The organism is Rhodanobacter spathiphylli B39, assembly GCF_000264295.1.
Classification (GTDB): domain Bacteria; phylum Pseudomonadota; class Gammaproteobacteria; order Xanthomonadales; family Rhodanobacteraceae; genus Rhodanobacter; species Rhodanobacter spathiphylli.
Map to the genome: position 1 here is coordinate 580,721 of NZ_AJXT01000004.1, position 22,826 is coordinate 603,546.

The following is a 22,826-nucleotide window of genomic DNA, read 5'->3' on the forward strand; positions in this document are numbered from 1 at the left end:
TCGTGAAGCTTTAGGGGGACCAATGGACGACGCAGAAATCAATGCAATTCGGGGCCAATATCAGGCGGGCCTTTGGCCTCAGTTTCTTCAGATGGTGCAGATTAGTGGACTTCGAGGGTGGGCTGGTCAGGCGGTGGAGTTCAATTTTCCGGTTGTAGCGCTGGTTGGTGAGAACGGAAGTGGTAAAAGTACCCTGATGAAGGCGGCTGCATGCTGCTACGATAACAAGGACAAGGAAAAGAGGTTCTACCCCTCATCCTTTTTTGTGGATACTCACTGGGATTCAATTCAGGGTGTGAGCATCGACTTTCGTGTGAGGCGCGGACCCAACGTTGATAGTTTTCGGATAACGAAGCCAACCAAGCGTTGGCGTGTTCCAGAAAATGCGCCTAAGAGAGATGTATTTCTTCTTGATATAGCGCGGACGCTTCCCCTCGATGCTTCCGCGGGATACGCGAAGATTGCGCGATCAGCTGCTGCAGAGGTTGAGAGTACGGAGATTAGCGATGTTTTCCGTGAGCGCCTTTCACATGTCCTTGGTCGCAAATACAGCAAAGCACGCTTTGCGACATCGGATGTTGATAAGAAGCGAGCAGTCGGCCTGCTTGAGCGTGAGTGGGGCGAGCTGTCTCAATTTCATCAAGGGGCAGGAGAAGACGCGACGCTGGATCTATTTCGCACTCTTCAAGGACTACCCGATAATTCTTTACTGTTAATCGATGAAGTTGAGGCTTCGTTGCATCCCCGTGCACAGAGGCGCCTCGTGCGTTTTCTTCTCTGGCTTGCGAGACAGCGGCGAATCCAGGTAATTCTCTCGACGCACAGTCCGTTTGTCTTGGAGGAACTACCACAAGAGGCGCGGATACTGTTACTTCCAGGGCCGCAAGGGTTGAGCGTTGTTTATGGTATCTCGGCAGAGTTTGCGATGAGCAGGCTGGATGACGAGGTGCATCACGAGGCTTATATTTTTGTCGAGGACAGGGGGGCAGAAATTTTGTTGCGCGAGATATTAGCTTCGTCGACCGAAGGTGGAGGGCTTTTATCCCGAGTTTCGATTAGCCCTGTCGGTCCAGCTAATGTAGTTTCAATGCTTGGTGGGCTTGGTAAGGCTGGAAAGCTCCCTTACAAGTCGGTTGCTGTACTAGATGGCGACCATTCAGACAAAAATTGCTCCAGCCTTCCCGGTGCCGAGGCTCCGGAGAGAGTGGTCTATTGCGAATTGCAAGCCGCTGGATGGCCTAATCTCCCTCAACGCTTTGGGATAGGAGCGGGCACCCTGCTTACTGTTCTTGAAGACGCAATGCTTGAACCGAATCATCACCAATGGAACACGCTGGTGGGCGATCAGGTGCACAAAAGTTCGGTGAGTGTCTGGGAGGTATTGGCAAATGAGTGGTGTAAGTCCTGTCTGTCCGCCGATGCGCGTAAAGACATTGTAGACTCCATTGCGACTGTTGTTGAGGTAGGTTAGGGATAGTCTGAACAAGTTGGAAAATTGGTTTCAGAAAAAAGGTGTCTGGAAAAAAGGTGTCAGGGACCAAAAACGGTGTCAGGGACAATTTCTGTGGATGTCGTCTCTGCCCACGGTATTGAGTTAGACGACGTTTTCGACCGAACAAGACTGTAACTACTTCGCCAAGGCGTCTGGAAAATTGGTGCCAGGGACAATTTTCGCGAGCGTCGTTTCTGACTATTCGTCCAGGCATATGCGCTGGCAGCGAAACAGGGGTCGGAGTGAACTTTAATCGTGCAACGCAGCAGGAAGTCGAACCTGTCCCCAGATTCGCCAGTTTCGGAGCGTCCTTCGACAAACCCAGTTGCGGCGCGGCACACTGGGTCAGTCATGCACCCGGACCGGGTCGACGTACAGGAGCGATCGATGAAAGTCTTCGGATACAAAGACATGGTGCTCGTGGAACCGGCGAGCCTCGGCAATGGTGAGTTTCGCGCAGGCCTGATGCATCGAGTGCTGTTCGTCATGGAACCGCTTACGCATTTGAACTGGAAGTTCTGGAACGATTATGCCGGGGCGATGAAGGCCTGCGCCCGGCTCGTTCCTCATACGTCCGAGGTCGAGACGGCCATCAAGGGCTTCACGAACGGACTGGAACTGATCGACGCTCCCAGCGCCTGTGTCTACGTGGTGTACTCGACTTTCGACCTGGCGACGGTCGAGACAAACGACGTGCGCAAGATGATAAACATCCAGATGTGCATGACGGTCACAACCAGCGCTGCGCATCGCGACTTCCCCGCCGTGACGCACATGGGCATCTTTCGATCGCCTCTGTTGTCCGTCGCCAATCCGTCGGGGCTACCGCCGCTGATCAGGGCTCAGCTCGAAGGGACGCCGAACTTCTACCACGGCAAGCCGGCCAAGGGCATTTCGCTGGTGCTGCATTGCTTCGCGGCGCGCGCACTGGTGACGTTCCTCGGCGGGCGCCAACCCACACTGATGATCACGGCGCCGCTACCCCACATGGGCAATCTGTTAGGCGAGGTGGGCAAGATCGTCGCCATCGACGTGACCTCGAAGCTTGGCAGGGGCGGTCCGCCGATCAGCGGTGGTTCGACGCCACGCCTGTCGAGCGCGTCCCCGACCGGATTTGCAAGTCTTTCGAGTCGAAGCGTGATGCCGATGACGCGCCCGACCAGCGCCTACGGTCGTGGCGGGGTGTCGACATCGTCGCCGAAGATCGGTGCACCGAGTCTGGTCACCAGGCCGGGCTTGTCGTCACGAGAGGCTTCATCGAGTTCGTCATCACCGGTGCCGACGTCGTCGCCGAAGATTGGCGCACCGAGCCTGGTCGCCAAGCCAAGCTTGTCATCTAAAGAAGTTTTGTCGAGCTCGTCGAGTTCGTCGTCACCAGAGAGTGCGCGGGAAACGTCGCCTACAGACGCGCCACGCCAGGTCGGGGCACTGAAATATGCCGTACTGCGCGGACCGATGAACAGCAGTCTGATGATCCAGTACCAGGAATTGGACGTGACCTGGACGCAGGTCGAGTATCCATGGCTCTTTGCGCTGGCATTCAATCTCTCCCACAAGTACGCAGCGACATTCTCGGATCTGCGCGTGCTGCGCGAGCTGCACCAGGATATCGTGATGGGATCGGGCCCGCATACCGCGCAGTTGGTCAAGCCCAAATAGCGTACGTGAGAACCAAAGGGGATGGAGGCAATTAAACAGACTTAATTGCCTCCGTCCCCAATTCTCGCGATCCGCTCAGCGGCTGGCTGTCCGACCGGATCGGTCGCAAGCCGGTGATGGTGGTGCCGTGGGTGGTGTTGCTGCTGGTGATCTTTCCGGCGTTCTGGTTGCTGGGGCGCGAGCGTTCCGGCGTGGCGCTGTTCGGCATTACCGCGCTGCTGGCGATCGCCTCGACGCTGTCCACCGGCACGGTGCTGGTGGCGGTGACCGAATCGCTGCCGGCGCATGTGCGCTCCGGCCGGCTGGGGATGATCTATGCGGTAGCGATCTCGGTGTTCGGCGGTTCCACCCAGTTCGTGGTGGCATGGCTCACGCAGTTGACCGGCAGTCCGCTGGCGCCAGCCTGGTACATGATCGGCGCGGTGGCGGTGGGACTGCTGGCGAGCACCCAGGTACCGGAGACGGCACCGGTAAAGCGCGTGCCGATCGCGCCATCGGTGGAGGTGGCGGCGGTGCGGGCAGCCTAGATGCAGGCTGACGCTTGCCAGGATCGGCGGGTGTCCGGCGGCCACCCCGGCAACGCTTGCACGGCGTGATGTCTCAGGCGGGCAGCGTATCCACCGGTACGGCCAGCCCGCGCTTGAGCGTGTCCAGCGCCACGCGGGTGCGGAAGCGTTTCACGTTGGCATTGGCGGCCATCAGCCGCTGCATCAGCGCGTCGTAATCGTCGACGTCGCGCGCGCTCACCACTAGCACGTAGTCGCCATCGCCGGTCACGTACCAGGCTTGCTGGATCGCCGGCTCCGCCGCGATCCACTGGCGCAGGCTGGCCAGCGGGAGTTCTGCCGCTCCGGTCAGCGGACATCCGGCGCGCTGCCTTGTGTGGCTGCGATCAGTCGCTGCCGATCGGGCGAATGGCCCGCGCCGGGTTGCCCCCGACGAAAGTATTCGCGGGGACATCCCGGGTGACCACCGAGCCTGCCGCCACCACCGAGTTTTCGCCTACCGTGACCCCGCCGACGATGGTCGCGCCGGTGGCGATCCACACGTTTCTCTCGATCACGATGGGTTTCCCGATGGTGGTGCTGCGACGCTTCGACGGGTCCAGGGGATGGCTGGTCGTGATCAGGCTGACGTTCGGCCCGATCATCACCTCATCCGCAATGTCGAGCCCGCCGAGGTCGTGGAACGTGCAGTTCTGATTGATGAAGACATGGCGCCCGACGCGGATTTCATTCCCGCCGGCGGTGTAGAACGGAGGAATCAGCAGGAAGCTCTCGTCCACCTGCTTTCCGATGAGTTCGCTGAACAAGGCGCGGATCTTGTCCGCGTCCTCGAACGTCAGGCGATTGAGCGTGGCGGTAATCGCCATGGCGCGCTTGACGTTGGCCAGCATGGCCGCCGATTCCGGCGTCCCGCCGTGGATTGTCCTGGTGCCGCGCTCATTCGACATGCTTCATTTCCCCCGGGCCATGCTTGAACTTGCGCTTCGTTGCATCCTCAATAGCTCATGCCGCGGGCCGACACCGGCCAGACCACCTCGACCTTGCCGCGGCGCACGCCGACGTACCAGTCGTGCAGGTTGCAGGTCGGGTCGCAATGGCCGGGAACGAGCCTCAGCTTGTCGTTGATGCGCAGGACGTCGTGCACGTCCGCGATCACGCCGTGTTCGTCCGAGGCGCCGAGGTAGCGCACGTCGTCGCGGCCGTGAATGACGGGCAGGCCGCTGTCCAGCGACATCGACTTGAGCCCGGCATCGCACACGGCCTGGCCGGGCTTGGCGCGGCTCATCACCGAGGTCAGCACGAACAGCGCGTTCTCCCATTCGCCCTGGTCTAGGCGCCGGCCGTCGCTGTCGCGGATGCGTCCGTAGTCCGCGTCCATGAAGGCGTAGCTGCCGCATTGGAGTTCGTTGTAGACGCCCGATCCGGACTCGAACGGATACGACCCGGTGCCGCCGCCGGTGACGAGTTGCGGGGGCAAGCCGGCTGCGTTCAGGCCATCGACGATGATCCTCACCATGGCGATGGCCTCGTCGAGCCTGGCCTTGCGGTCTGCGTAGTTTTCCAGATGCTGCATGGCGCCCTGGTAGGCCTGGATGCCGCCGAAAACCAGCGCCGGCGCTGTGTCGATGGCCCTGGCGATCGCGATCGCCTCGCCAGCGCTCGCCACCCCGCAGCGGCCCGCGCCGCAGTCGATTTCGACCAGGCATTCGAGGGTGCTGCCGTGTGTTTGCGCGGCGGCGGAAAGCTCGGCCACGTTGGCTTCGTCGTCAACGCAGACGATGATGCGCGCGCCGTGATGCGGCAGGCGGGCGAGGCGATCGATCTTGGCCGGGTCGCGCACCTGGTTCGACACCAGGATGTCGCGAATGCCGCCACGGGCGAAGGCCTCGGCTTCGGACACCTTCTGGCAGCACACGCCCACCGCGCCACCCAGGCGCTCCTGCAGCTTCTGCACGTCGACCGACTTGTGCATCTTGCCGTGGCTGCGGTGGTGCATGCCGTGCGCTTTCGCGTAGTCGCCCATCTTCACGATGTTGCGCTCCAGCGCATCGAGATCGAGCACCAGGCAAGGCGTCTGGATGTCCGCCGCGTCCATGCCGGGCAGGGCCGGGATGTCATAACCGACATCGCCGTGGCTGGAACTCGTCTTCTCGTGCACGAAGCTCTCCGCAGTTTTCGGATGGCAGGTGGGGATGTCGGGATGTCTGACGATGATGACACCGCTGTGCCTGGTTCACGATCGGTTGCCGGGGATGGCCCTGTTCACGGTTGCCGTCCGGACTCAGTGCTTCCTGTGGGATAGACCCTTGGGCACCGCTGCAGGGCAATGTGGCCACGTCATTGCGCATTCACCAGAAGCTGGTGCGGTTTCAAGAGGCTGCTGCGGTGTTTTGCGCACACTCATCGTGGGCGTCGGCTGACATCATCCAAGGCGCCACCATGTCACATTCGTTCGAGTCGGGCACGGCATTCACTGACTGATCGGCCGCATGTCTTCGGGCTTCACTGCGAAAGGGAGTGATGGTGATGGTGACGATCCTGTTGAAGCCATTGGCAAACGGGGGCTGGAGCATCTGCCGCCTCCACATTACCTTGTTCAGCGATCTGCAGTTGGGCGCTGCGATCAAGCTTGCACGCGAGATGGCACGAGACGAGTTTCAGCGCCTCGGCAGGGAAACTCGTGTGGAAATGCCCGGACCCAGTTCCACCCTCGTCCTGGCCAGCTACACCCATGGCGCCGTCACGCATGCGCAGGGGACCACCGGTCAAGGCCGGGGCGTGCTGGCCGCCTGAGCCGGTTTACGGAGCCGGATACGCCGACTGCAGGGGGCGCGAAGGGGAGCGTGCGTCCAGGACCGGCTGAGCGCAGGATCGCGCCCATGGTTCATGGGCATGCGGCCACTTGCATTGGCGTACCATGCAGCCTAATTTCAAGCAGCCCAACCAAGGAGGGAGTCAAGTGATCAATGTGGTCCTGGTGGACGATCACGAGCTGGTGCGCACCGGCTTTCGAATGATCCTGCAACAGCAGTCGGACATTCACGTTGCGGGCGAGGCAGGCACCGCCGAGGAGGGGCTGCGGCTGATCCGCACCCTGACTCCGGACATCGCCCTGGTCGACGTGCACATGCCGGGCATGAGCGGGATCGAACTGACCGAGCGGGTGTGCCGGTCGAAACTGTCCACGCATATCGTGATCGTGACCGTCGTGGACGATGCGCGTTTTCCCAAGCGCCTGCTTGACGCGGGGGCGCTGGGCTACCTGACCAAGGGATGCAGTGCGGACGAACTGGTTTCGGCGGTGCGTCAGGTTGCCGGCGGAAGGCGCTATCTTGCCCCCGCCGTTGCCCAGCAGCTGGCACTGGCTACCCTCGATGGCAGCGCTTCGCCCTTCGACACGCTGTCCAGCCGCGAGCTGGAAGTGGCGATGATGCTGGTTCGGGGCAAGCCGCTGACGATGATCGGCGAGCAGCTCAATTTGAGCCCCAAGACCGTTTCCACCTACAAACAGCGCCTGATGGAAAAACTCCACGTGGACCACGTGTTGAGCCTCGCCCATCTGATGACGGTGCATGGCCTGATCGATACGCCGAATCACCACGTAGGCAACTGAAGCTCCGGCAACGAGCCCGGTGCGAGAACAAAAAAAACCGGACTTTCGTCCGGTTTTTTCATGGCTGCATCAGCCTTGCGCATCGTTCCTGTCGTGCAGGACTGGGGCGGGCCCTTCCTTGTCTTCGATGGCCTTGTCCGTCACCGGGGCGGGATGTGGAGGCATGCCCAGCAGGTCACCTTGCTTGGGCATCGGCAGGGAAGCAGGGGCAGCCTCGGCGGCAGCCACCGGTGCCACTTGCTGCACCGCCACCGGTGAGGGGGGCGTGCCGATTGCAGCCGGCGTGATGCCGGTCGAATCGGTGTTCGGGAACCCGGAGGCCAACGGCGCAGCCGGTGCCGACTTCTCGACCGGGGCCGACGTCACCGTCGGAGCAGGGGTTGCCATTGTCGCAGCCGCAATCTCCGGGGCGGCCTCCCCGAGGTGTCGGGTCGGCTGCGCGGCGATGGCGTCACTTGCCGCACCTGCGTGCGTGGATGGCTGGCTGAAGGCTGGCTTCACCGCTGGTGTTTCAGAAGCCTCGACGTCAACGTCTCCAGCCGACATCTTTTCCTGGTCGGGCTTGGCTGCCGGCATGCCGGACGGGGCCATTGCGGACCGTGTTTCGGCCACTTCAACCTTGACGGCGTGCTGTTCGGTACCGTCGTCTGCCGAAGCCGATTCGTCTTGGAGCGGAATCGGTGGCAGAGCAGGCAGGTTGAAGGCAGTTGCGCTGATCACGGCTGCGGACGCTTCCGGCCTCGACAGGCTTTCTGTCGCATTGGGTGCAGGGCTCGCATTGGCCGGGCGCTCGCGCACCGACGCTCTGGCCTGATCCGCGGCACCCGTCTTGACGTTGGCGGCATCCGCGGAGACGCGGTCGGCAACTGGCGGCTTGTTGGCTGCCTGAGCCGTGACAGACGTGGGCGCCAGGGTGCTTTCCTCGCGATCCTCGTCGTCCAGCGCCTCGGCCTGCTCGCTGCTGATATCGGTTCCGTTGGCACCGGCTTCGTCATGACGGCGACGACGACGACCACCGCGGCGACCGCGTCGACGCCGTGACTGGGCACCTTCGGTATCCGTCGCGCCTTCTTCGGATGAGGGCGTGGCGGCCTCGGCAACTGGCGTCACCAGCAGTTCGGCTTCCTTGGCTGCTTCGTCGATCGGGGAGGCAGCAGGACGCTGGTTCTCCACGACGCGTGGCTGGCGCTCACCTTTCGGCTGCTGCTGCGGATTGGGCTTGCGCTCGGTACGGGGCGGAGCGTTCTCGGCGGGCGGCTTCGGCTGGCGTTCCGCCCTGGCCGACTGGGCCTGCGCCTGTGGCGCCGGACGCGACTGGGATTCGTTGTTGCGCTGGCGATTGCTGCGTGCCTGCTGCTGGGCTGCCGACTTCGGCGAGCCTTGCGGCGGTGTCGTTTCGCGACGGGGCTGGCGGGACGACGCGACATTGGCGCCGGTGCCATTGCGGGCGCCGCGTTCGTCGCGACGACCGCGGTTGCCGTTCTCGTTGCCGTTGTCGCTGCTCGCCGGAGCAGGGGAGGTCGCCGCCGGTGCTTCCGGGCCGCGGAACCAGCCCAGCAAGCGGGCAATGACGCCGCCGGCGGGTGCGCTGCGTGCCGCAGCGGGTTCTGCCGCGGCGCGGCGTGGTGCGGCCGGCCGACTGCTTGGGGCCGGAGCGGCCGCGACTTCCTCGCGCACCGGGGCCGGGCTTGCCGGAAGCACGCCGCTGACTGCGGGCTGCTCACCGCTGCCAAGGGCCTGACCCATCTTCGGCAATTCGGCGGTTTCCACCGCGGTCAGCATTTCGTAGCTGGGCTTGCTGTGCTCGCCCATGTCCGCTTCGCGGATGCGCTGGATCTCGATGTGCGGAGTCTGCAGCTTTTCGTCGGCGATGATCATCACGTGCACCTTGTGGCGCAGTTCGATCTCCACCACGCTGGCACGCTTCTCGTTGAGCAGGAAGTTGACCACGCTGGAAGGCGCCTGCACCAGCACCTGGCCGGTGTTGTCCTTCATCGCGTGTTCTTCGATCAGGCGCAGGGTCGACAGCGACAGCGATTCCACGCCGCGGATATGGCCGTGGCCTTCGCAACGCGGGCAGGTGATCTGGGTCGCTTCGCCGAGGCTGGGGCGCAGACGCTGGCGTGACATCTCGAGCAGGCCGAAGCGCGAGATGCGGCCGATCTGCACACGGGCGCGATCGAGCTTCAGCGCTTCCTTCAGGCGGTCTTCCACCTCGCGCTGGTGGCGCGGGCTGTCCATGTCGATGAAGTCGATCACGATCAGGCCGCCGGCATCGCGGATGCGCGCCTGGCGGGCGATTTCCACCGCGGCCTCGCAGTTCGTGTTGAAAGCGGTTTCCTCGATGTCGCTGCCCTTGGTCGCCTTCGACGAGTTGACGTCGATCGCGGTCAGCGCCTCGGTCTGGTCGATCACGATCGAGCCGCCCGACGGCAGGCGGACCTGGCGGTCGAACGCGCTCTCGATCTGGGTTTCGATCTGGTAGCGGGTGAACAGCGGGGTGTCGTCGCGGTAGAGCTTGAGCTTGCGCAGGGCGTTCGGCATTACCTGCTGCATGAAGTCGCGGGCGTCGTTGTAGAGCGACTCGTCGTCGATCAGGATCTCGCCGATGTCGCTGCGCAGGTAATCGCGCAGGGCGCGAATGAACAGCTTCGATTCCTGGTAGATCAGGAACGGCGCCCTCTGCTTGCCGGCCGCCTCGGAGATCGATTTCCACAGCTGCAACAGGTAATCGAGATCCCACTGCAGCTCTTCGGCATCGCGACCCAGGCCAGCGGTGCGCACGATCAGGCCGACGTCGTCCGGCACGGTGACGTGATCCAGGGCTTCCTTCAGGGCCTGCCGGTCTTCACCCTCGATCCGGCGGGAGACGCCGCCAGCCTTCGGGTTGTTCGGCATCAGCACCATGTAGCGGCCGGCCAGACTGATGAAGGTGGTCAGGGCGGCGCCCTTGTTGCCACGCTCTTCCTTCTCCACTTGCACGACGACTTCCTGACCTTCTTTGATCAGTTCGCGGATGTTCGCCTTGTGCGGGTCCAGGCCGGCGGTGAAGTATTCGCGCGAGATTTCCTTGAGCGGCAGGAAGCCGTGGCGTTCGGCGCCATATTCAACGAAGCAGGCCTCAAGTGAAGCCTCGACACGGGTGATTCGACCCTTGTAAATATTGGACTTTTTCTGTTCCCGCGAAGGGATTTCGATGTCCAGGTCGTACAGGTTCTGGCCATCGACAATGGCCACGCGCAACTCTTCACGCTGAGTCGCGTTGATCAACATACGTTTCATGGTGGTAATCCTCGGCTTGGCCGCGCGTCGCGTGCCGCGGTGGCGCCACAGTGGCGGCCTGCCGGGGATCGCGCCGCTGCGGTTAAGCGGCAAAAAAAACGGCACCGTTTCCGGCGTCGGGATGATTCGGTCAGCTGCGCCTGCCGCCCCGATGCCGCATGGCATCGGACAAACGACGGCCCAACCGTTACGATGAAAGGGAGTCGCGACCGGCCGCCAGAAGGCAACCGGGGCAATCCTCGCCGACGTTACGGGCGGGCACTCGACCCGATCCAGACTTCGATGGGCAGAATGTAGCGCCCGCCGAGTATCCTATTTCAGCAGGTTTTTTTCAATGCAGACGGCAACTTCCCATGACGCACCTCACGGTGTACGTCAAGTCGAGATCGGTCCCGAACGGGATGGTCAACGTATCGACAACGCGCTGGTGACCCTGCTCAAGGGCGTCCCCAAGAGCATGATCTATCGGCTTTTGCGTACGGGTCAGGTGCGCGTCAACGGCAAGCGTGCCAAGCCCGATACCCGTCTCGCAGAGGGTGATACGCTGCGCATCCCGCCGGTTCGGGTCGCCGAAAGGCCTGAAGGACATGCCCCCGCCGGGGGGCTGGTTGCCGCGGTCGCCGATGCGGTGATCTTCGAGGACAAGCACTTCCTGGTGATCGACAAGCCCTCGGGCGTGGCCAGTCACGGTGGCAGCGGGGTCAGCCACGGCGCCATCGAACTGCTTCGCGCGGCCAGGCCGCAGGAGCATCTGGAACTGGTTCATCGGCTGGATCGCGATACCAGCGGTGTGCTGGTGTTCGCCCGGACTCGCGCCGGGCTGACCGGTCTGCAGGCGGCGATTCGCGCCGGCGAGGTCACCAAGCAGTACCTGTGCCTGATGCTCGGCCACCCGTCCAAGGCAAAGTTCGACGTGAACGCGCCATTGTTGAAATCGGTGTTGCAGGGTGGCGAACGCATGGTGCGGGTGGCCGACAGCGGCAAGCCTTCGCTGACCTTCTTCCGCGAGATGGAGCAATACCCCAGCGCGCGCCTGATGCAGGCCACCCTGGGCACCGGCCGCACGCACCAGATCCGGGTGCATGCGGCGCATGTCGGCCATCCGCTGGCTGGTGATCCGAAGTACGGCGACCGCGAAATGAACAAGCGCTATCGCGAGATGGGGCTGGAACGGCTGTTCCTGCACGCTTCCCACATGAGCTTCGACCTGGATGGACGGGCCTACAGCTTTTCCGCGCCGCTGCCCGATGACCTGAAAAGCTTTCTCGACGTCCTTGCCGTCAAGGGCAAGCGGCTGGTCTATACCCGCGACAAGTCGCGCACCGACTACTGATCAGCGCGCCAGCAGCGCCTCGACCCGCGCGGCACAGATGAAATCGTTGAGGGACAGCCCGCCCACGTCATGGGTCGACCACAGGATTCGGCAATGGCCGTAGCCTGCTTCCAGGTCCGGGTGGTGATCTTCATGGTTGGCCATGTAGCCGACCGCGTTGATGAAACCCAGCGTGTGATGAAAATCCTTGAACGTGAAGTCCTTCACGATGGCCCGGCCGTCATCGTCCAGGCTCCAGCCGGGCAGTTGTTGCAGCAGCTTGGCGATCTCGGGCGCCTGCAGCGCGTGTTCCTTGCCCTTGCGGGGCTGGCAATGTCTGGTCGAGAGCTCGTTGGCGTTCATGCAGGTCTCCATCGGTGTTCGGAATAGCGGACGCGAAGCGTCGAAGTTGTGCGCGCAAAAGTCAAAGCGCGCATGAAGCCTGAAACAGGACTAAAATGGTGCTGTTTCGTCGGCGCGGTCCGGCCGGCATCGACATGGGTGGTTCTGGAGCAGGCATGATTGATATTTCCGAGCGCGCGCAGCAGCACTTTCTGCGCCTTCTCTCACAACAGGGCATCGAAGGACTGGGCATTCGCCTGCGGGTGACTTCGCCGGGTACGCCCGCGGCAAACTGCGAACTGGAGTTCTGCGAGCCGATCGACCTGGCCGGCGGGGAATGGACGATCGAGTGCGCCGGTTTCGACTTTCATGTGGACGGCGAGAGCGCCAGCTGGCTTGACGGTGCCAGCATCGACTTCGAGCCGAACGCGACCGGTGGCCAGCTCAATATCCGGGCACCGAAGATCAAGGGTGACATCCCTGGCGCAGAAGCGGGGCTGATCGAGCGTGTGCGCTACGTACTGGAGGCCGAGATCAACCCGAAGCTCGCTTCGCATGGCGGCCGGGTCAGCTTGCTGGAGATCGACGCCAATGGTGTGGTGCTGCTCCAGTTCGGCGGTGGCTGCCATGGTTGCGGGATGGTCGACGTAACCCTGAAGCAGGGGGTCGAAAAGACCCTGCGCGAGCGGGTGCCGGAAATCACCGCGGTTCGCGACGCCACCGATCACGCCGGCGGCGAGAAGCCCTACTACAGCAAGGCCGAGGGCAAATCCGCGATTGCCTGAACCGGTCGGTGCGCCATGACGAAAAAAGGCCCGCTCAAGCGGGCCTTTTTCGGACTGCAGGGAAGAATCGGCTTACTTGTCGCCGCCGATGTGACCCTGCAGCGTGTCGAGCTTGCTCGGCAGCCCCGAAAAATACGCGGACACGTCTTCGATGTCTTGGTCGGAGAGCGTGGCGACCATGCCCTTCATGATCGGGTTGTCGCGATCGCCATTCTTGTATTCGTGCAGCACGCGCTGGAGATACAGATTGTATTGTCCTGCCAGGCGAGGGTACTGGGGATCTACCGAATTGCCATCGGTGCCATGGCAGGCGAAGCAGGTTGCAGCTTTCTGCTTTCCGTTCTCGGCATTGCCGTTGGCCAGCAACTGGGTGGACGCGAACGCCAGCACGGCGCCGACGGAAAGCAGGGTAAGCACACGGTTCATGCGTGAAATCCTTGGCGACTACTGGGCGAGACTGGAAAGGTAGGCGGCGATGTTCCGGATGTCCGCATCCGACAGGCTCTGGGCCTGCGCGCCCATCGTGGGATGCTTGCGGTCGCCAGCCTTGTAGCCACTCAGCGCGTTGACGATGTACTGCTCGTTCTGGCCGGCGATCTTCGGCACCGGATACTGCGGATAGGCATTGGTGTAACCGGGCACGCCGTGGCAGCCGGCACAGGTATAAACCAGCTTGCGGCCAGCAGCCTTGTCGCCTTCGGCGTGGGCGCTCGCGGTGGCGAACAGGGCAGAGGCCACAACCAGGCCCAGCAAATGCAATCGAGTCATCGAGGTCTTTCCCACGAGTGCGACGGATACGGGATCTTGCAAGCCACCAAGTATAGACGTTGCGTTAACGACCTAACAACACTCCACTTGACGATGATCAAGGATTGCACGGCTCGCATGCGGTACATCGTCCGGGTATTGGTGTTGCGTGCCGCGTCCCCATATACTTCGAGTGTCAGATCGTTTTCCCCGGGGGTGTCCTGGCTTCGACGGGGGTAGTGAGATGACTTGGTGCATGCCGAGGGGGCAGCTTTCCTCGTTAATCCAGCAGCAAACTCATAGTTGCCAACGACGACAACTACGCTCTCGCCGCTTAAGGCGTAAGCCCCGAACCCACTTGTGCTCATGCTCGTCGGTGTAGGGTCATTATCATGAGATCGCCGAACGCTGCCGCCTGGCGGTTCTAGGCTAAATCAATCAGGCTGGTTCCGCGGTGCGTTTTGCCCACCGTACTTGTCGCGGAACGAGATCGAACGGCGAGCTAAGCATGTAGATCCGGGCATTTAACGCCTTCGGACGCGGGTTCGACTCCCGCCACCTCCACCAACAAGAAAACCCCCGAGCGATCGGGGGTTTTTTCTTTGGTGCCTTGCCGAAGTTTCAGGCTGCGCGGTTGTGCGATCGCATGGTGCGCTGCTTTTCGATCTGCCAGTCGCGCTGCTTCTCGGTGTCGCGCTTGTCGTGTTCCTGCTTGCCGCGGGCCAGGCCGATCTCGACCTTCACCTTGTTGCCTTTCCAGTACATCGCGGTCGGCACCAGGGTGTAGCCCTTGCGTTCGACGGCACCGACCAGCTGATCGATCTCCTTCCGGTGAAGGAGCAGCTTGCGCGTGCGCCGGTCCTCGGCGATCACGTGGGTGGAAGCACTGATCAGCGGAGGGATCGAGGTTCCCACCAGGAATATCTCGTTCTTCAGTACCACCGCATAGCTGTCGCCGAAATTGATGCGACCTGCACGCAGCGCCTTCAATTCCCAGCCCTGCAACGCGACTCCAGCTTCGAAGCGCTGGTCGATGTGGTACTCGAAACGGGCGCGCTTGTTCAGCGCGATGGTCCCGCCTCCCTTGTTGTCCTTTTCCTTGCTCTTGGCCATGTCCGCTAAACTTCGGGCCTCTGGGCGGCCGCATTGCCCGTCGCGCCCATCGGGGCGACGCTTTGTTGAGATTGCGTCCAGGCAGGACGCTCACTTGATCTTTCGCATTCACGGATGAATGCACAAGCCGAAGAGGTTGTCGTGATCGAAATCCGTCGCAGCGCGCTGGTGAAATATTCGCCAGCGCAGATGTTCGACCTGGTCAATGAAGTTGAAGCATACCCAAAGCGCTTCTCCTGGTGTGCCGGTGCGGAAATTCTGGAGCGCTCGGAGCATGTGCTGGTGGCGCGACTCGATCTCAAGTTCGCGGGCTTCCGGCAGAGCTTCACGACGCGAAACACGATCGACCCGCCGAGGCGTCTGCAGATGGATCTGGTAGACGGGCCGTTCCGCAGCCTCGAAGGCGTATGGGATTTCACCGCGCTGGGTGAGGCGGGGTGCAAGGTCGCTTTCGCGCTGGACTTCGACTATGCCGGTCGGCTTGGTGGCAGCGCCCTGAAGCTGGGCTTCCAGGGGCTGGCCGGGCGCATGGTGGATGACTTCTGCCGGGAGGCCGGACGCGTTTATGGATGAGGCCACGATCCGGGTGGAAGTCATTTGCGCTGGATCGGAGCATGTCCTGCGACGCCGGGTCGATATGGTCCAGGGTGCCACGGTGGCCCAAGCCATTGCCGCTTCGGGGATGGCCGGGGCACTCCCCGAGGGAACGATCAGTCCCGAACGTCTGGGCCTGTTTTCACGCAAGGTGGCGCCGGATCACGTACTTCGCGACGGCGACAGGGTCGAGATATATCGCCCCTTGTTGCTCGATCCGATGGAGGCACGTCGGCGACGTGCCCGTTGAGCCAGGTGCAGTCAGGCAGTCGTCCGATCAGTGGCCGTCGTTGCTGCCCTGTCCGAAACCGCCGTTGTCCTTCTTGGCATCCGGCGAGGTGTTCTTGTCGCCTTCGGTTTCGTTGGCCGGATAGCCGGCGTTGTACTTCTTGCTGTCCTTGACCAGTTGCTGGGCATCCTGCGCAAAGAAGTCACCTTCGGTACGCACCAGGATGTCGTTGTTGAAGGTCAGCGTGAACGTGCGCACCTTCATCGGGGCGCCACGATGCGAAAAAGTCGAAACGTAGTCCCAGCGGCTCTGATCGAACGGGCTGTTCACCGAGGGCGTTCCCATCAGCACCAGCACCTGATGCTTGGTCATTCCGGGCTTGAGCTGATCCACCGTTTTCTTGTCCAGCAGATTGCCTTGCTGCACGTCGGGCTTGTAGACGATGTGGCAGCCGGCGACAGAGAGCGCCAGCATGGTGAAAACCAGCAGGGTAATCAGCTTTTGCATGCGTGTTGCGTCCGGATCGTGAAGGTGTCGGATGATACACTACCGGCCCGAAAAGGCCGTGTGCGAGGATGAGGCATGGAACAGGAAACCAGAGAGCTGCGCAGGGTTGGCCTCAAGGTGACGCATCCGCGCATGCGCATCCTGCAGATTTTCGACGAGGAGGGCGTGCAGCATCTCAGCGCCGAGGACGTCTACAAGAAGCTGCTTGCCCACCAGGAAGACATCGGACTGGCCACCGTCTACCGGGTGCTGACCCAGTTCGAGGCGGCCGGCATCATCGTCAAGCACAATTTTGAAGGTGGCCAGGCCGTCTACGAACTTGACCGCGGCAAGCACCACGATCACATGATTGATGTGGACAGCGGAAAGGTCATCGAGTTCGTCAGCGAGGAGATCGAGCGTCTCCAGCATGAAATTGCGGCCAAGCACGGCTATGTGATCGAGGATCACAACCTGGTGCTCTATGTAAGGCCCAAGCAGCGTTCCCGCAAAGGCTGAGCAGACCGCCGCGACGTCCATCTCTGCCGTCATTTCTCCGAAAGGGCAAACGACAGGCATAAAAAAGCCGCGAGGAGGACTCCTGTCCGCCCGCGGCTGCTCCTCTACCTGTCGATCGGCAAGCGAATGGCTCGCTGTTGCCTCATGACTCTCGCCAGGTAGCGGCGAAACGGCATCCTGCCGTTTTTTCAGGGCCGCCGTCCCCACGGCTACCCTGATCCGTCATCTTGCGATGACGGCTCCCCCACATCGATGAATTGATCGTAACGAGAGCTTCACGTTTGCGGTATCAGAAAAATTCCTAGGACACTCGCTGATCTTCCACCGCACATGTGCTGCTTCGCAGCAAGATGCGCAGATGGACACCGGTAGCGGCGGGACGCAGCCGGAACTGCCCACCCAGTGACGTGACGCGGTCACGCATGCCTTGCAGCCCACGACCGCCACGCGGCAGCCGGCTGGGCAGGCCTGCACCATCGTCGCGGACGTCCAGCAGGGCCACGGCGATGCCCTGGCGTTCGCCAATGCGCAGGCGCAGCCGGAACTCGCTAGCCCGGGCATGCTTGACGGCGTTGGTGGCACTCTCCTGCACCAGCCGATAAATGGCGGTGCGGGTGTCGTCGTCCAGCAGGCGCGGATCGCCATGCAACTGGGTGTGATACGTCATCCCGGCCGCATTCAGCAGGTCGCGAATCGGCCCCTCATCGAGCGCGCGCAGCAGCCCGAACTCGTCCAGCACGGCCGGGCGCAGGTCGTCGAGCAGTCGATGCAGGGCCCGCCGCATGTGCGCGAGGATGGTGTTGATCGAGGTACTGATGTCCTCCATCCCGGCCTGGTGCAGGCGTGCCTGGGCCAGCTTCACGTGGGTCTGGATCGCGGTGATGTTCTGGCCGAGCTCGTCATGCAGTTCGGCGGCCAGATGGCGGCGCTGGTTTTCGTCGGCCTGCAGGTTGCCGCGCGCGGCGTCCCGCAATTGATGGGCCAGCTGGTCGAGGCGGCGGTTGACGGCGCCGAGGTAGACATTCTGCTCGGCCACCCGCGCGCTGCTGCGGCGCAGGGCGTCCGTGGCCGAGCCGAGCATCAGCGCGCCGGTGCCTGCCACGGCCAGGAACAGGTAGGCCGCGGCCGTCGTGGGGGCGTGGCCGAGGTGCTGATCCACCAGGGTCATGCCCAGGCTGGTGGTCAACATGGCCAGGCTGGCTCCTCGCCAGCCGTGGCGGAAAGCGAAGAACAATACCGGGGCCAGCGAGAGTACCCGGGCGAACTGCGGTTGCGGCGCGGCCTGTTCCGACAGCACCAGCAGGATGGTCATCGACGGCAGCATGACCAGCAGGCCGTCCATGACCAGACTGGCCAGCGCGCGCTGCTCGATTCGCGTGCGCAGGACCATGATCATCAACGGCACGATCAGGAGGATGCCCAGATACTGGCTGAGCAACTCCTCGCCAAGCATGCGAGCCAGCAATTCGGGGGAGCTCGGGGTGCTGACCATCGCCAGCAGGGCGGCGTCGACGGCGGTCGTCGCGGAGACCACCAGAACCACCGACAGCATCAGCCGGGTCACTTCCTGCGGGCTTTGCAGGCTGGCATGCAGGTTGAACCGGCGCAGCAGCCACAGGCCACCGGCCATTACCAGCGGCTCCGGCACCTCGCCAATGGCGAAGCTCAGCCAGCCCAGTGGCATGCCATGGGCGAGCGCGATGCCGGTGGTCGCGGCCAGCTCGGCGCCCAGCAGCCAGCCCCAATAACGCACCGGTGTCAGCAGCAGGGTGCCGAAACGCAGGCCGTAAGGCAGCATCCAGTAGGGCTGGACGGTCGACCACAGCAGCAGCCAGAGCAGCAGATAGCCCGCGGCAATGATGGGCCCGGAGTCAGGCAGGTGCAGGAGTTTCGATCGCATGGATGAATGTTACATGCGCGCCCCGTGCGGGTGTTCAGGGGCGCGAGCGGCCGGAATGTACAGAAGGGCTCCCGCTCTGTGTAAAGTAGGCGGATGTACAGCATTGTTCTGGTTGATGACCATGCCATCGTTCGCGAGGGCTTCAAGCGGCTGATCGAGATGGAGTCCGATCTCGATGTGGTGGCCGAATGCCGCAGCGCCGACGACGCCGTCGAAGCCGTGGGGCACTGGCGCCCCGATCTGGTGGCCCTGGACCTGTCCCTGCCGGATGGCAGCGGCCTGCCGCTGATCGAGCATCTTCGCAGCGTGCATCCGCAGGCCCGCATTGTGGTGCTGAGCATGCATGACGGCGAGCCGTACGTATCCGAAGCGCTTCGTCGCGGCGCCAGTGGTTACGTCACCAAGGGTGTCGCTCCCGAAGAACTGGTGGCGGGCCTGCGCGCGGTGATGCAGGGCGAGTGCTTCCTGAGCTCGGACCTGCGCCAGCGTCGCGCGGAGCGGCCGAATGAGGCGCTGGACCCGGTCAACCGGCTCACCACGCGGGAGCGCGAAGTGTTCCTGCTGCTGGCTGGCGGCCTCACCCCGAAGCAGGTGGCGGCGGAGCTGGGCATCGGCCAGAAGACCGTCTACATCCACCGGGCCAGCCTGATGGGCAAGCTGGGAGCGGGGTCGGAACTGGACCTCTACCGCATGGCCAGCGAACGAGGGTTGCTGTCACCGGCGGGCTGACGGGTCACTCGCGTCGGCATCAGCTCAGTCCGTCTGTGCGCGGTCCAGCATCTGCCTGGCGTGGGCCCTGGTTTCCCGGGTGATCTCCAGACCACCCAGCATGCGCGCCAGCTCGTCGCGGCGGCCGGCGGCATCGAGTTTCTCGATACGGGTGCGGGTGGAGTCGTCATCGCTGTGCTTGCTGACCCGCAGATGGGCGTGCCCCTGCGCGGCAACCTGCGGCAGATGGGTGACACACAGAACCTGTCGCTGCGCGCCCAACGCCCGGAGTTTCTGCCCGACCACCTCGGCGATCGCCCCACCGATGCCGGTATCGACCTCGTCGAAGATCATGCTGCCGACCGTGTCCTTGCCCAGCGTGGCGACTTCGATGGCCAGGCTGATGCGGGCCAGCTCGCCACCGGAGGCGACCTTGCGCAGTGCGCGCGGTGGTTGACCGGGATTGGCACTGACCAGGAACTCGCAGCGTTCGCGGCCCTGCGGGTCGGGCTCGCTGGCGGCAGCGGGTTCCAGTTCGACCTGCAATTGGCCGCCGGCCATGCCCAGTTCGTTCATCAGGGCGCTGACTTCCTCACCGAGCCGACTGGCAGCGAGCGAGCGGGCCTCGCTCAGCCTGGCGGCGGCGTCGGCATGGGCCAGCTCCAGCCGCCGGCTTTGCGTGGCCAGCGCTTCAAGCGCATCGCCGGCGCCTTCCAGTTCGTCGTGTTCGGCACGCAGGGCGGCCAGCTTGTCATGCAATTCCGCAGCCGGCAGCCGGTGCCGCCGTGACAGTTCGTGCAGCCGGGCCAGGTGGTTGTCCACTTCGCTGAAGCGTTCCGGATCGAGATCGACGTCCTGCGCGTATCGTCCCAGACCATCGGCCGCCTCGGCCAACTGGATGCCGGCGTTGTCCAGCAAGTCGAGCAGGGGGGCGAGCTTGTCGTCGAGTGCGGCAAGCTTGGACAGCTCCGCGTGGGTGCGGCCCAGCGCGCGGCGCAGCGCGAATTCGCTGTCGCCATCGAGCAGCTCCAGCACGCTGGTGCTGCCTTCAGCCAGTCGACCGGCATTGGCCAGCCGCTTGTGACTTGATTCCAGCTCGGCGAGTTCGGTCGCCGGCAGGGACCATTTTTCGAGCGATTCGATTTCGTGGCGAAGCAGTTCGAGGCGCTGGTCCCGGTCGTCGCCGCCGCTGAGCTTGCGCATGCGCGCCGCCAGCTCGCGCCACTGCATGGCGCTTTCGCGCACCTGCACCAGCAGGTCGTCATGGCCGGCATAGGCGTCGAGCAGGGCCAGCTGATGGGGACGGGAGAGCAGTGCCTGATGCTCGTGCTGGCCATGGATCTCGACCAGCAGGGCGGCCAGTTCGCCGAGTTGGCGGGCGTTGGCCGGACGGCCGTTGATCCAGGCCCTGGAACTGCCCTCGGCACGGATCACCCGGCGCAACTGGCAGCCACCATCCTCGTCCAGTTCCTCGCGGGCCAGCCACGCCCGCGCCTCGGCCAGATCGGTCAGGTCGAACTCGGCCGCCAGTTCGGCACGGTCGCTGCCGGCGCGGACCATGCCGCTGTCGGCGCGGGCCCCGGCCAGCAGCATCAGGGCGTCGACCAGCAGCGACTTGCCGGCACCGGTTTCGCCGCTGACCACGGTCAGGCCGGGGCCGAAGGATACTTCGGCGGCTTCCACAACGGCAAAATGGCGGACGTAGAGCGAAGTAAGCATGGCTGGCTTGATCGGGGAGTGACGGGATTGTAGCGGGAGCCGTTGGGCTGCTGGGATACGTTTCACTTGCAAGGCGCGGGCGCAGACCTTATTTCTGTGTGGTCTCACGGACTGCAACACTCAGCATGACGAATCGGCACGGCCATGACCTCGATGCACGCGCGCGCAACCTGTTGCGCACGCTGATTGCGCAATACCTGATCGACGGCGAACCGGTCGGCTCGCGCACGCTGTCGCGTTCCTCCGGCCTGGATGTCAGTGCCGCCACCATCCGCAACATCATGGCGGATCTGGAAGAAGCGGGCCTGGTTGCTTCGCCGCACACCTCGGCAGGGCGGGTCCCGACGCCCCGCGGGCTGCGCCTGTTCGTCGACAGCCTGATCGAACTGCAGCCGCTGCCCCAGGCCGAGATGGCCCGCCTGCAGCGCGAATTGCCGCCGGGACCAACCACCACGCGCGACCTGCTGGGCAATGTTTCCACCTTGCTGTCCGCGATGACCCGGTTCGCCGGCGTGGTCACCGTGCCGCGCCAGGCCGATTTCCCGCTGCGACATATTGATTTCGTGTCGTTGCCGGATGCGCGGGTGCTGGTGATCCTGGTCTTCAGCGACAACCAGGTGCAGAACCGCATCGTGCAACTGGCCAAGCCGCTGGATGCCGGCGAGCTCGAGCGCGCCGCCAACTATCTCAACAACCACTTTGCCGGTTTCCGCATCCACGATATCCGCGCCCACCTGCTGGCCGAGGTGCGCAAGGCCGGCAGCGAATTGAACCGGCTGCTGGCCAGTACGGTCGAGCTGGCCACCGCCTCGTTCGGGCCCGACGGTCCGAGCGGGCCGGACATGCTGGTCAGCGGCCAGACCAATCTCATGGGCTATGCCGAGCTGGCCGACATGCAGCGCATGCGCGAGCTGTTCGAGGCATTCCAGCAAAAGAACGAACTGCTGCAGTTGATGGAAGTCTGCGCCCGGGCCCCCGGCATGCGCCTGTTCATCGGCGAGGAGTCGGGCTTTACCGCGCTCGATGGTTGCAGCGTGGTGACCGCCAGCTACGGCGCGCAGGGGCGGGTGCTGGGTGCGGTGGGCGTCATCGGCCCGACCCGGATGGCCTACGAGCGGGTGATCCCGGTAGTGCAGGCCACTGCCGGATTGCTCAGCGACGCCTTGAATCGGGCGGCCACGACCCTATAACCGCTGCGGGAGACGGGGTTTCTCGCAAGAATCATGGGCGGTCGGCACTCGTGCCGGCCATGACAACCGTTTGGAGTGAACATGCAGAACAACGATCCGCATTCGTCGGGCGACGCGCCAGCCGAGGACTATTCCGCTGACGCAGCCAATCCCGAGCTGGAGGCCCTGCAGGCGCGTGTGGCCGAGCTGGAGGCCAGCAATGCCGAGCTGCGCGAGACCGTCTTGCGCGAGCACGCCGAGCTCGACAACCAGCGTCGCCGCCTGCACCGCGACCTGGAGCAGGCCCGCCGTTTCGCCAACGAGAAACTGCTCGGCGAGTTGCTGCCGGTGTACGACGGACTCGAGAGCGGCCTGGCGGTCGAGGCGGCCGACGTCGCTTCGATGCGCGAAGGTCTTGGCCTGACCCTGAAGGCGCTGCTGAAGGTCGCCGAGAACCATGGCATGTCGCAGGTTGATCCGCTGGGTCAGCCGCTCGACCCGGAACGCCACCACGCCGTGAGCATGGTCGACGCTGCGGGCCAGGCGCCGGGCACGGTGGTCAGCGTGCTGCAGAAGGGTTACGTGCTGAATGACCGCCTGCTGCGTCCCGCCCTGGTGGCGGTAGCCAGGGACTGATCGGTCACCACGCTG

At 63.5% G+C, this 22,826-nt stretch carries 24 protein-coding genes and 1 other RNA gene; 14 read left to right on the forward strand and 11 right to left on the reverse strand.

Annotated elements, in window-relative coordinates; all coding sequences use genetic code 11:
• Positions 1 to 22 precede the first annotated feature (22 nt).
• The 3 genes from UU7_RS17555 (at position 23) to UU7_RS03420 (ending at position 3,678) form a co-directional block, all read left to right on the forward strand.
• The gene (locus tag UU7_RS17555) at positions 23 to 1,471 is read left to right on the forward strand and encodes an ATP-dependent nuclease (protein WP_007805360.1); all 1,449 of its coding nucleotides are present in this window, start codon (positions 23 to 25) and stop codon (positions 1,469 to 1,471) included.
• A 408-nt stretch (positions 1,472 to 1,879) separates the two neighbouring features.
• The gene (locus UU7_RS03415; protein ID WP_007805362.1) at positions 1,880 to 3,151 is read left to right on the forward strand and encodes a hypothetical protein; all 1,272 of its coding nucleotides are present in this window, start codon (positions 1,880 to 1,882) and stop codon (positions 3,149 to 3,151) included.
• Positions 3,152 to 3,267: 116 nt separating this feature from the next.
• Positions 3,268 to 3,678: an MFS transporter gene (locus UU7_RS03420; protein WP_007805364.1), complete on the forward strand. Its 411-nt coding sequence runs from the start codon at positions 3,268 to 3,270 to the stop codon at positions 3,676 to 3,678.
• Between the two features lie 73 nt (positions 3,679 to 3,751).
• Here UU7_RS03420 and UU7_RS17560 read toward each other — a convergent pair whose 3' ends face one another.
• Genes UU7_RS17560 through bhcC form a run of 3 tightly spaced genes read right to left on the reverse strand, consistent with a single transcriptional unit; the run spans position 3,752 to position 5,815 of the window.
• Entirely contained in the window at positions 3,752 to 4,111 is a 360-nt protein-coding gene (locus UU7_RS17560; protein WP_083845912.1) for an Lrp/AsnC ligand binding domain-containing protein, read from the reverse strand.
• On the reverse strand, positions 4,044 to 4,604 hold the full coding sequence (locus tag UU7_RS03430; RefSeq protein ID WP_007805368.1) for a sugar O-acetyltransferase: 561 nt from the start codon (positions 4,602 to 4,604) through the stop codon (positions 4,044 to 4,046). The genes UU7_RS17560 and UU7_RS03430 overlap by 68 nt, the downstream gene beginning before the upstream one ends.
• Positions 4,605 to 4,651: 47 nt before the next feature.
• Positions 4,652 to 5,815: a 3-hydroxy-D-aspartate aldolase BhcC gene (gene bhcC, locus UU7_RS03435; RefSeq protein WP_007805371.1), complete on the reverse strand. Its 1,164-nt coding sequence runs from the start codon at positions 5,813 to 5,815 to the stop codon at positions 4,652 to 4,654.
• Positions 5,816 to 6,183: 368 nt separating this feature from the next.
• On the opposite strand from bhcC, the gene UU7_RS03440 reads away from it, so the two are divergent.
• On the forward strand, positions 6,184 to 6,450 hold the full coding sequence (locus UU7_RS03440) for a hypothetical protein (RefSeq protein WP_238530872.1): 267 nt from the start codon (positions 6,184 to 6,186) through the stop codon (positions 6,448 to 6,450).
• Positions 6,451 to 6,616: 166 nt separating this feature from the next.
• The gene (locus UU7_RS03445) at positions 6,617 to 7,270 is read left to right on the forward strand and encodes a response regulator (protein WP_007805375.1); all 654 of its coding nucleotides are present in this window, start codon (positions 6,617 to 6,619) and stop codon (positions 7,268 to 7,270) included.
• Between the two features lie 69 nt (positions 7,271 to 7,339).
• Here the strand turns inward: UU7_RS03445 and UU7_RS03450 are convergent, their stop codons facing one another.
• A complete protein-coding gene (locus UU7_RS03450; protein ID WP_083845913.1) occupies positions 7,340 to 10,552 on the reverse strand; it encodes an Rne/Rng family ribonuclease in 3,213 nt (1,070 codons plus the stop codon).
• A 334-nt stretch (positions 10,553 to 10,886) separates the two neighbouring features.
• Here UU7_RS03450 and UU7_RS03455 point away from each other — a divergent pair, with 334 nt between their 5' ends.
• The gene (locus UU7_RS03455; protein ID WP_274378290.1) at positions 10,887 to 11,885 is read left to right on the forward strand and encodes an RluA family pseudouridine synthase; all 999 of its coding nucleotides are present in this window, start codon (positions 10,887 to 10,889) and stop codon (positions 11,883 to 11,885) included.
• Here the strand turns inward: UU7_RS03455 and UU7_RS03460 are convergent, their stop codons facing one another.
• Positions 11,886 to 12,227, reverse strand: a complete 342-nt coding sequence (locus UU7_RS03460; RefSeq protein WP_007805382.1) for a 4a-hydroxytetrahydrobiopterin dehydratase — start codon at positions 12,225 to 12,227, stop codon at positions 11,886 to 11,888.
• 155 nt (positions 12,228 to 12,382) lie between these two features.
• Between UU7_RS03460 and UU7_RS03465 the strand changes: the two genes are divergently transcribed.
• Complete coding sequence (locus tag UU7_RS03465; RefSeq protein WP_040672788.1) at positions 12,383 to 12,991, forward strand: NfuA family Fe-S biogenesis protein; 609 nt, start codon at positions 12,383 to 12,385, stop codon at positions 12,989 to 12,991.
• A gap of 72 nt (positions 12,992 to 13,063) precedes the next feature.
• Here the strand turns inward: UU7_RS03465 and UU7_RS03470 are convergent, their stop codons facing one another.
• Together UU7_RS03470 and UU7_RS03475 are read right to left on the reverse strand one after the other, a co-directional pair.
• On the reverse strand, positions 13,064 to 13,417 hold the full coding sequence (locus UU7_RS03470; RefSeq protein WP_007805385.1) for a c-type cytochrome: 354 nt from the start codon (positions 13,415 to 13,417) through the stop codon (positions 13,064 to 13,066).
• Positions 13,418 to 13,435: 18 nt separating this feature from the next.
• Positions 13,436 to 13,759, reverse strand: coding sequence for a c-type cytochrome (locus UU7_RS03475; RefSeq protein WP_040672697.1), 324 nt, complete (start codon positions 13,757 to 13,759; stop codon positions 13,436 to 13,438).
• Between the two features lie 191 nt (positions 13,760 to 13,950).
• Here UU7_RS03475 and ssrA point away from each other — a divergent pair.
• Positions 13,951 to 14,305: a transfer-messenger RNA gene (ssrA, locus tag UU7_RS17565) on the forward strand.
• 54 nt (positions 14,306 to 14,359) lie between these two features.
• On the opposite strand, the gene smpB is transcribed toward ssrA, so the two are convergent.
• Positions 14,360 to 14,851, reverse strand: a complete 492-nt coding sequence (gene smpB, locus UU7_RS03480) for an SsrA-binding protein SmpB (protein WP_007805388.1) — start codon at positions 14,849 to 14,851, stop codon at positions 14,360 to 14,362.
• 141 nt (positions 14,852 to 14,992) lie between these two features.
• Here smpB and UU7_RS03485 point away from each other — a divergent pair, with 141 nt between their 5' ends.
• Positions 14,993 to 15,424, forward strand: coding sequence for a type II toxin-antitoxin system RatA family toxin (locus UU7_RS03485; protein ID WP_040672790.1), 432 nt, complete (start codon positions 14,993 to 14,995; stop codon positions 15,422 to 15,424).
• Positions 15,417 to 15,695: an RnfH family protein gene (locus UU7_RS03490; protein WP_007805391.1), complete on the forward strand. Its 279-nt coding sequence runs from the start codon at positions 15,417 to 15,419 to the stop codon at positions 15,693 to 15,695. Before UU7_RS03485 ends, UU7_RS03490 begins: the two co-directional genes overlap by 8 nt.
• Positions 15,696 to 15,722: 27 nt before the next feature.
• On the opposite strand, the gene UU7_RS03495 is transcribed toward UU7_RS03490, so the two are convergent.
• Complete coding sequence (locus UU7_RS03495) at positions 15,723 to 16,181, reverse strand: outer membrane protein assembly factor BamE (protein WP_007805393.1); 459 nt, start codon at positions 16,179 to 16,181, stop codon at positions 15,723 to 15,725.
• A 75-nt stretch (positions 16,182 to 16,256) separates the two neighbouring features.
• Here UU7_RS03495 and fur point away from each other — a divergent pair, with 75 nt between their 5' ends.
• Complete coding sequence (fur, locus tag UU7_RS03500) at positions 16,257 to 16,679, forward strand: ferric iron uptake transcriptional regulator (protein ID WP_007805394.1); 423 nt, start codon at positions 16,257 to 16,259, stop codon at positions 16,677 to 16,679.
• 301 nt (positions 16,680 to 16,980) lie between these two features.
• Here fur and UU7_RS03505 read toward each other — a convergent pair whose 3' ends face one another.
• Complete coding sequence (locus tag UU7_RS03505) at positions 16,981 to 18,579, reverse strand: MASE1 domain-containing sensor histidine kinase (RefSeq protein ID WP_007805396.1); 1,599 nt, start codon at positions 18,577 to 18,579, stop codon at positions 16,981 to 16,983.
• A gap of 93 nt (positions 18,580 to 18,672) precedes the next feature.
• Here UU7_RS03505 and UU7_RS03510 point away from each other — a divergent pair, with 93 nt between their 5' ends.
• The gene (locus tag UU7_RS03510; RefSeq protein WP_007805399.1) at positions 18,673 to 19,308 is read left to right on the forward strand and encodes a response regulator transcription factor; all 636 of its coding nucleotides are present in this window, start codon (positions 18,673 to 18,675) and stop codon (positions 19,306 to 19,308) included.
• A gap of 24 nt (positions 19,309 to 19,332) precedes the next feature.
• Here the strand turns inward: UU7_RS03510 and recN are convergent, their stop codons facing one another.
• Positions 19,333 to 21,006 carry a DNA repair protein RecN gene (recN, locus tag UU7_RS03515; protein WP_007805401.1) on the reverse strand — a complete coding sequence of 558 codons (1,674 nt, stop codon included), beginning with the start codon at positions 21,004 to 21,006 and terminating at the stop codon, positions 19,333 to 19,335.
• A gap of 125 nt (positions 21,007 to 21,131) precedes the next feature.
• Here recN and hrcA point away from each other — a divergent pair, with 125 nt between their 5' ends.
• Both hrcA and grpE read left to right on the forward strand, forming a co-directional pair.
• Positions 21,132 to 22,196, forward strand: a complete 1,065-nt coding sequence (hrcA, locus tag UU7_RS03520; protein ID WP_007805402.1) for a heat-inducible transcriptional repressor HrcA — start codon at positions 21,132 to 21,134, stop codon at positions 22,194 to 22,196.
• Between the two features lie 81 nt (positions 22,197 to 22,277).
• Positions 22,278 to 22,811 carry a nucleotide exchange factor GrpE gene (gene grpE / locus UU7_RS03525; RefSeq protein ID WP_007805404.1) on the forward strand — a complete coding sequence of 178 codons (534 nt, stop codon included), beginning with the start codon at positions 22,278 to 22,280 and terminating at the stop codon, positions 22,809 to 22,811.
• The last annotated feature ends 15 nt before the right edge of the window (positions 22,812 to 22,826 follow it).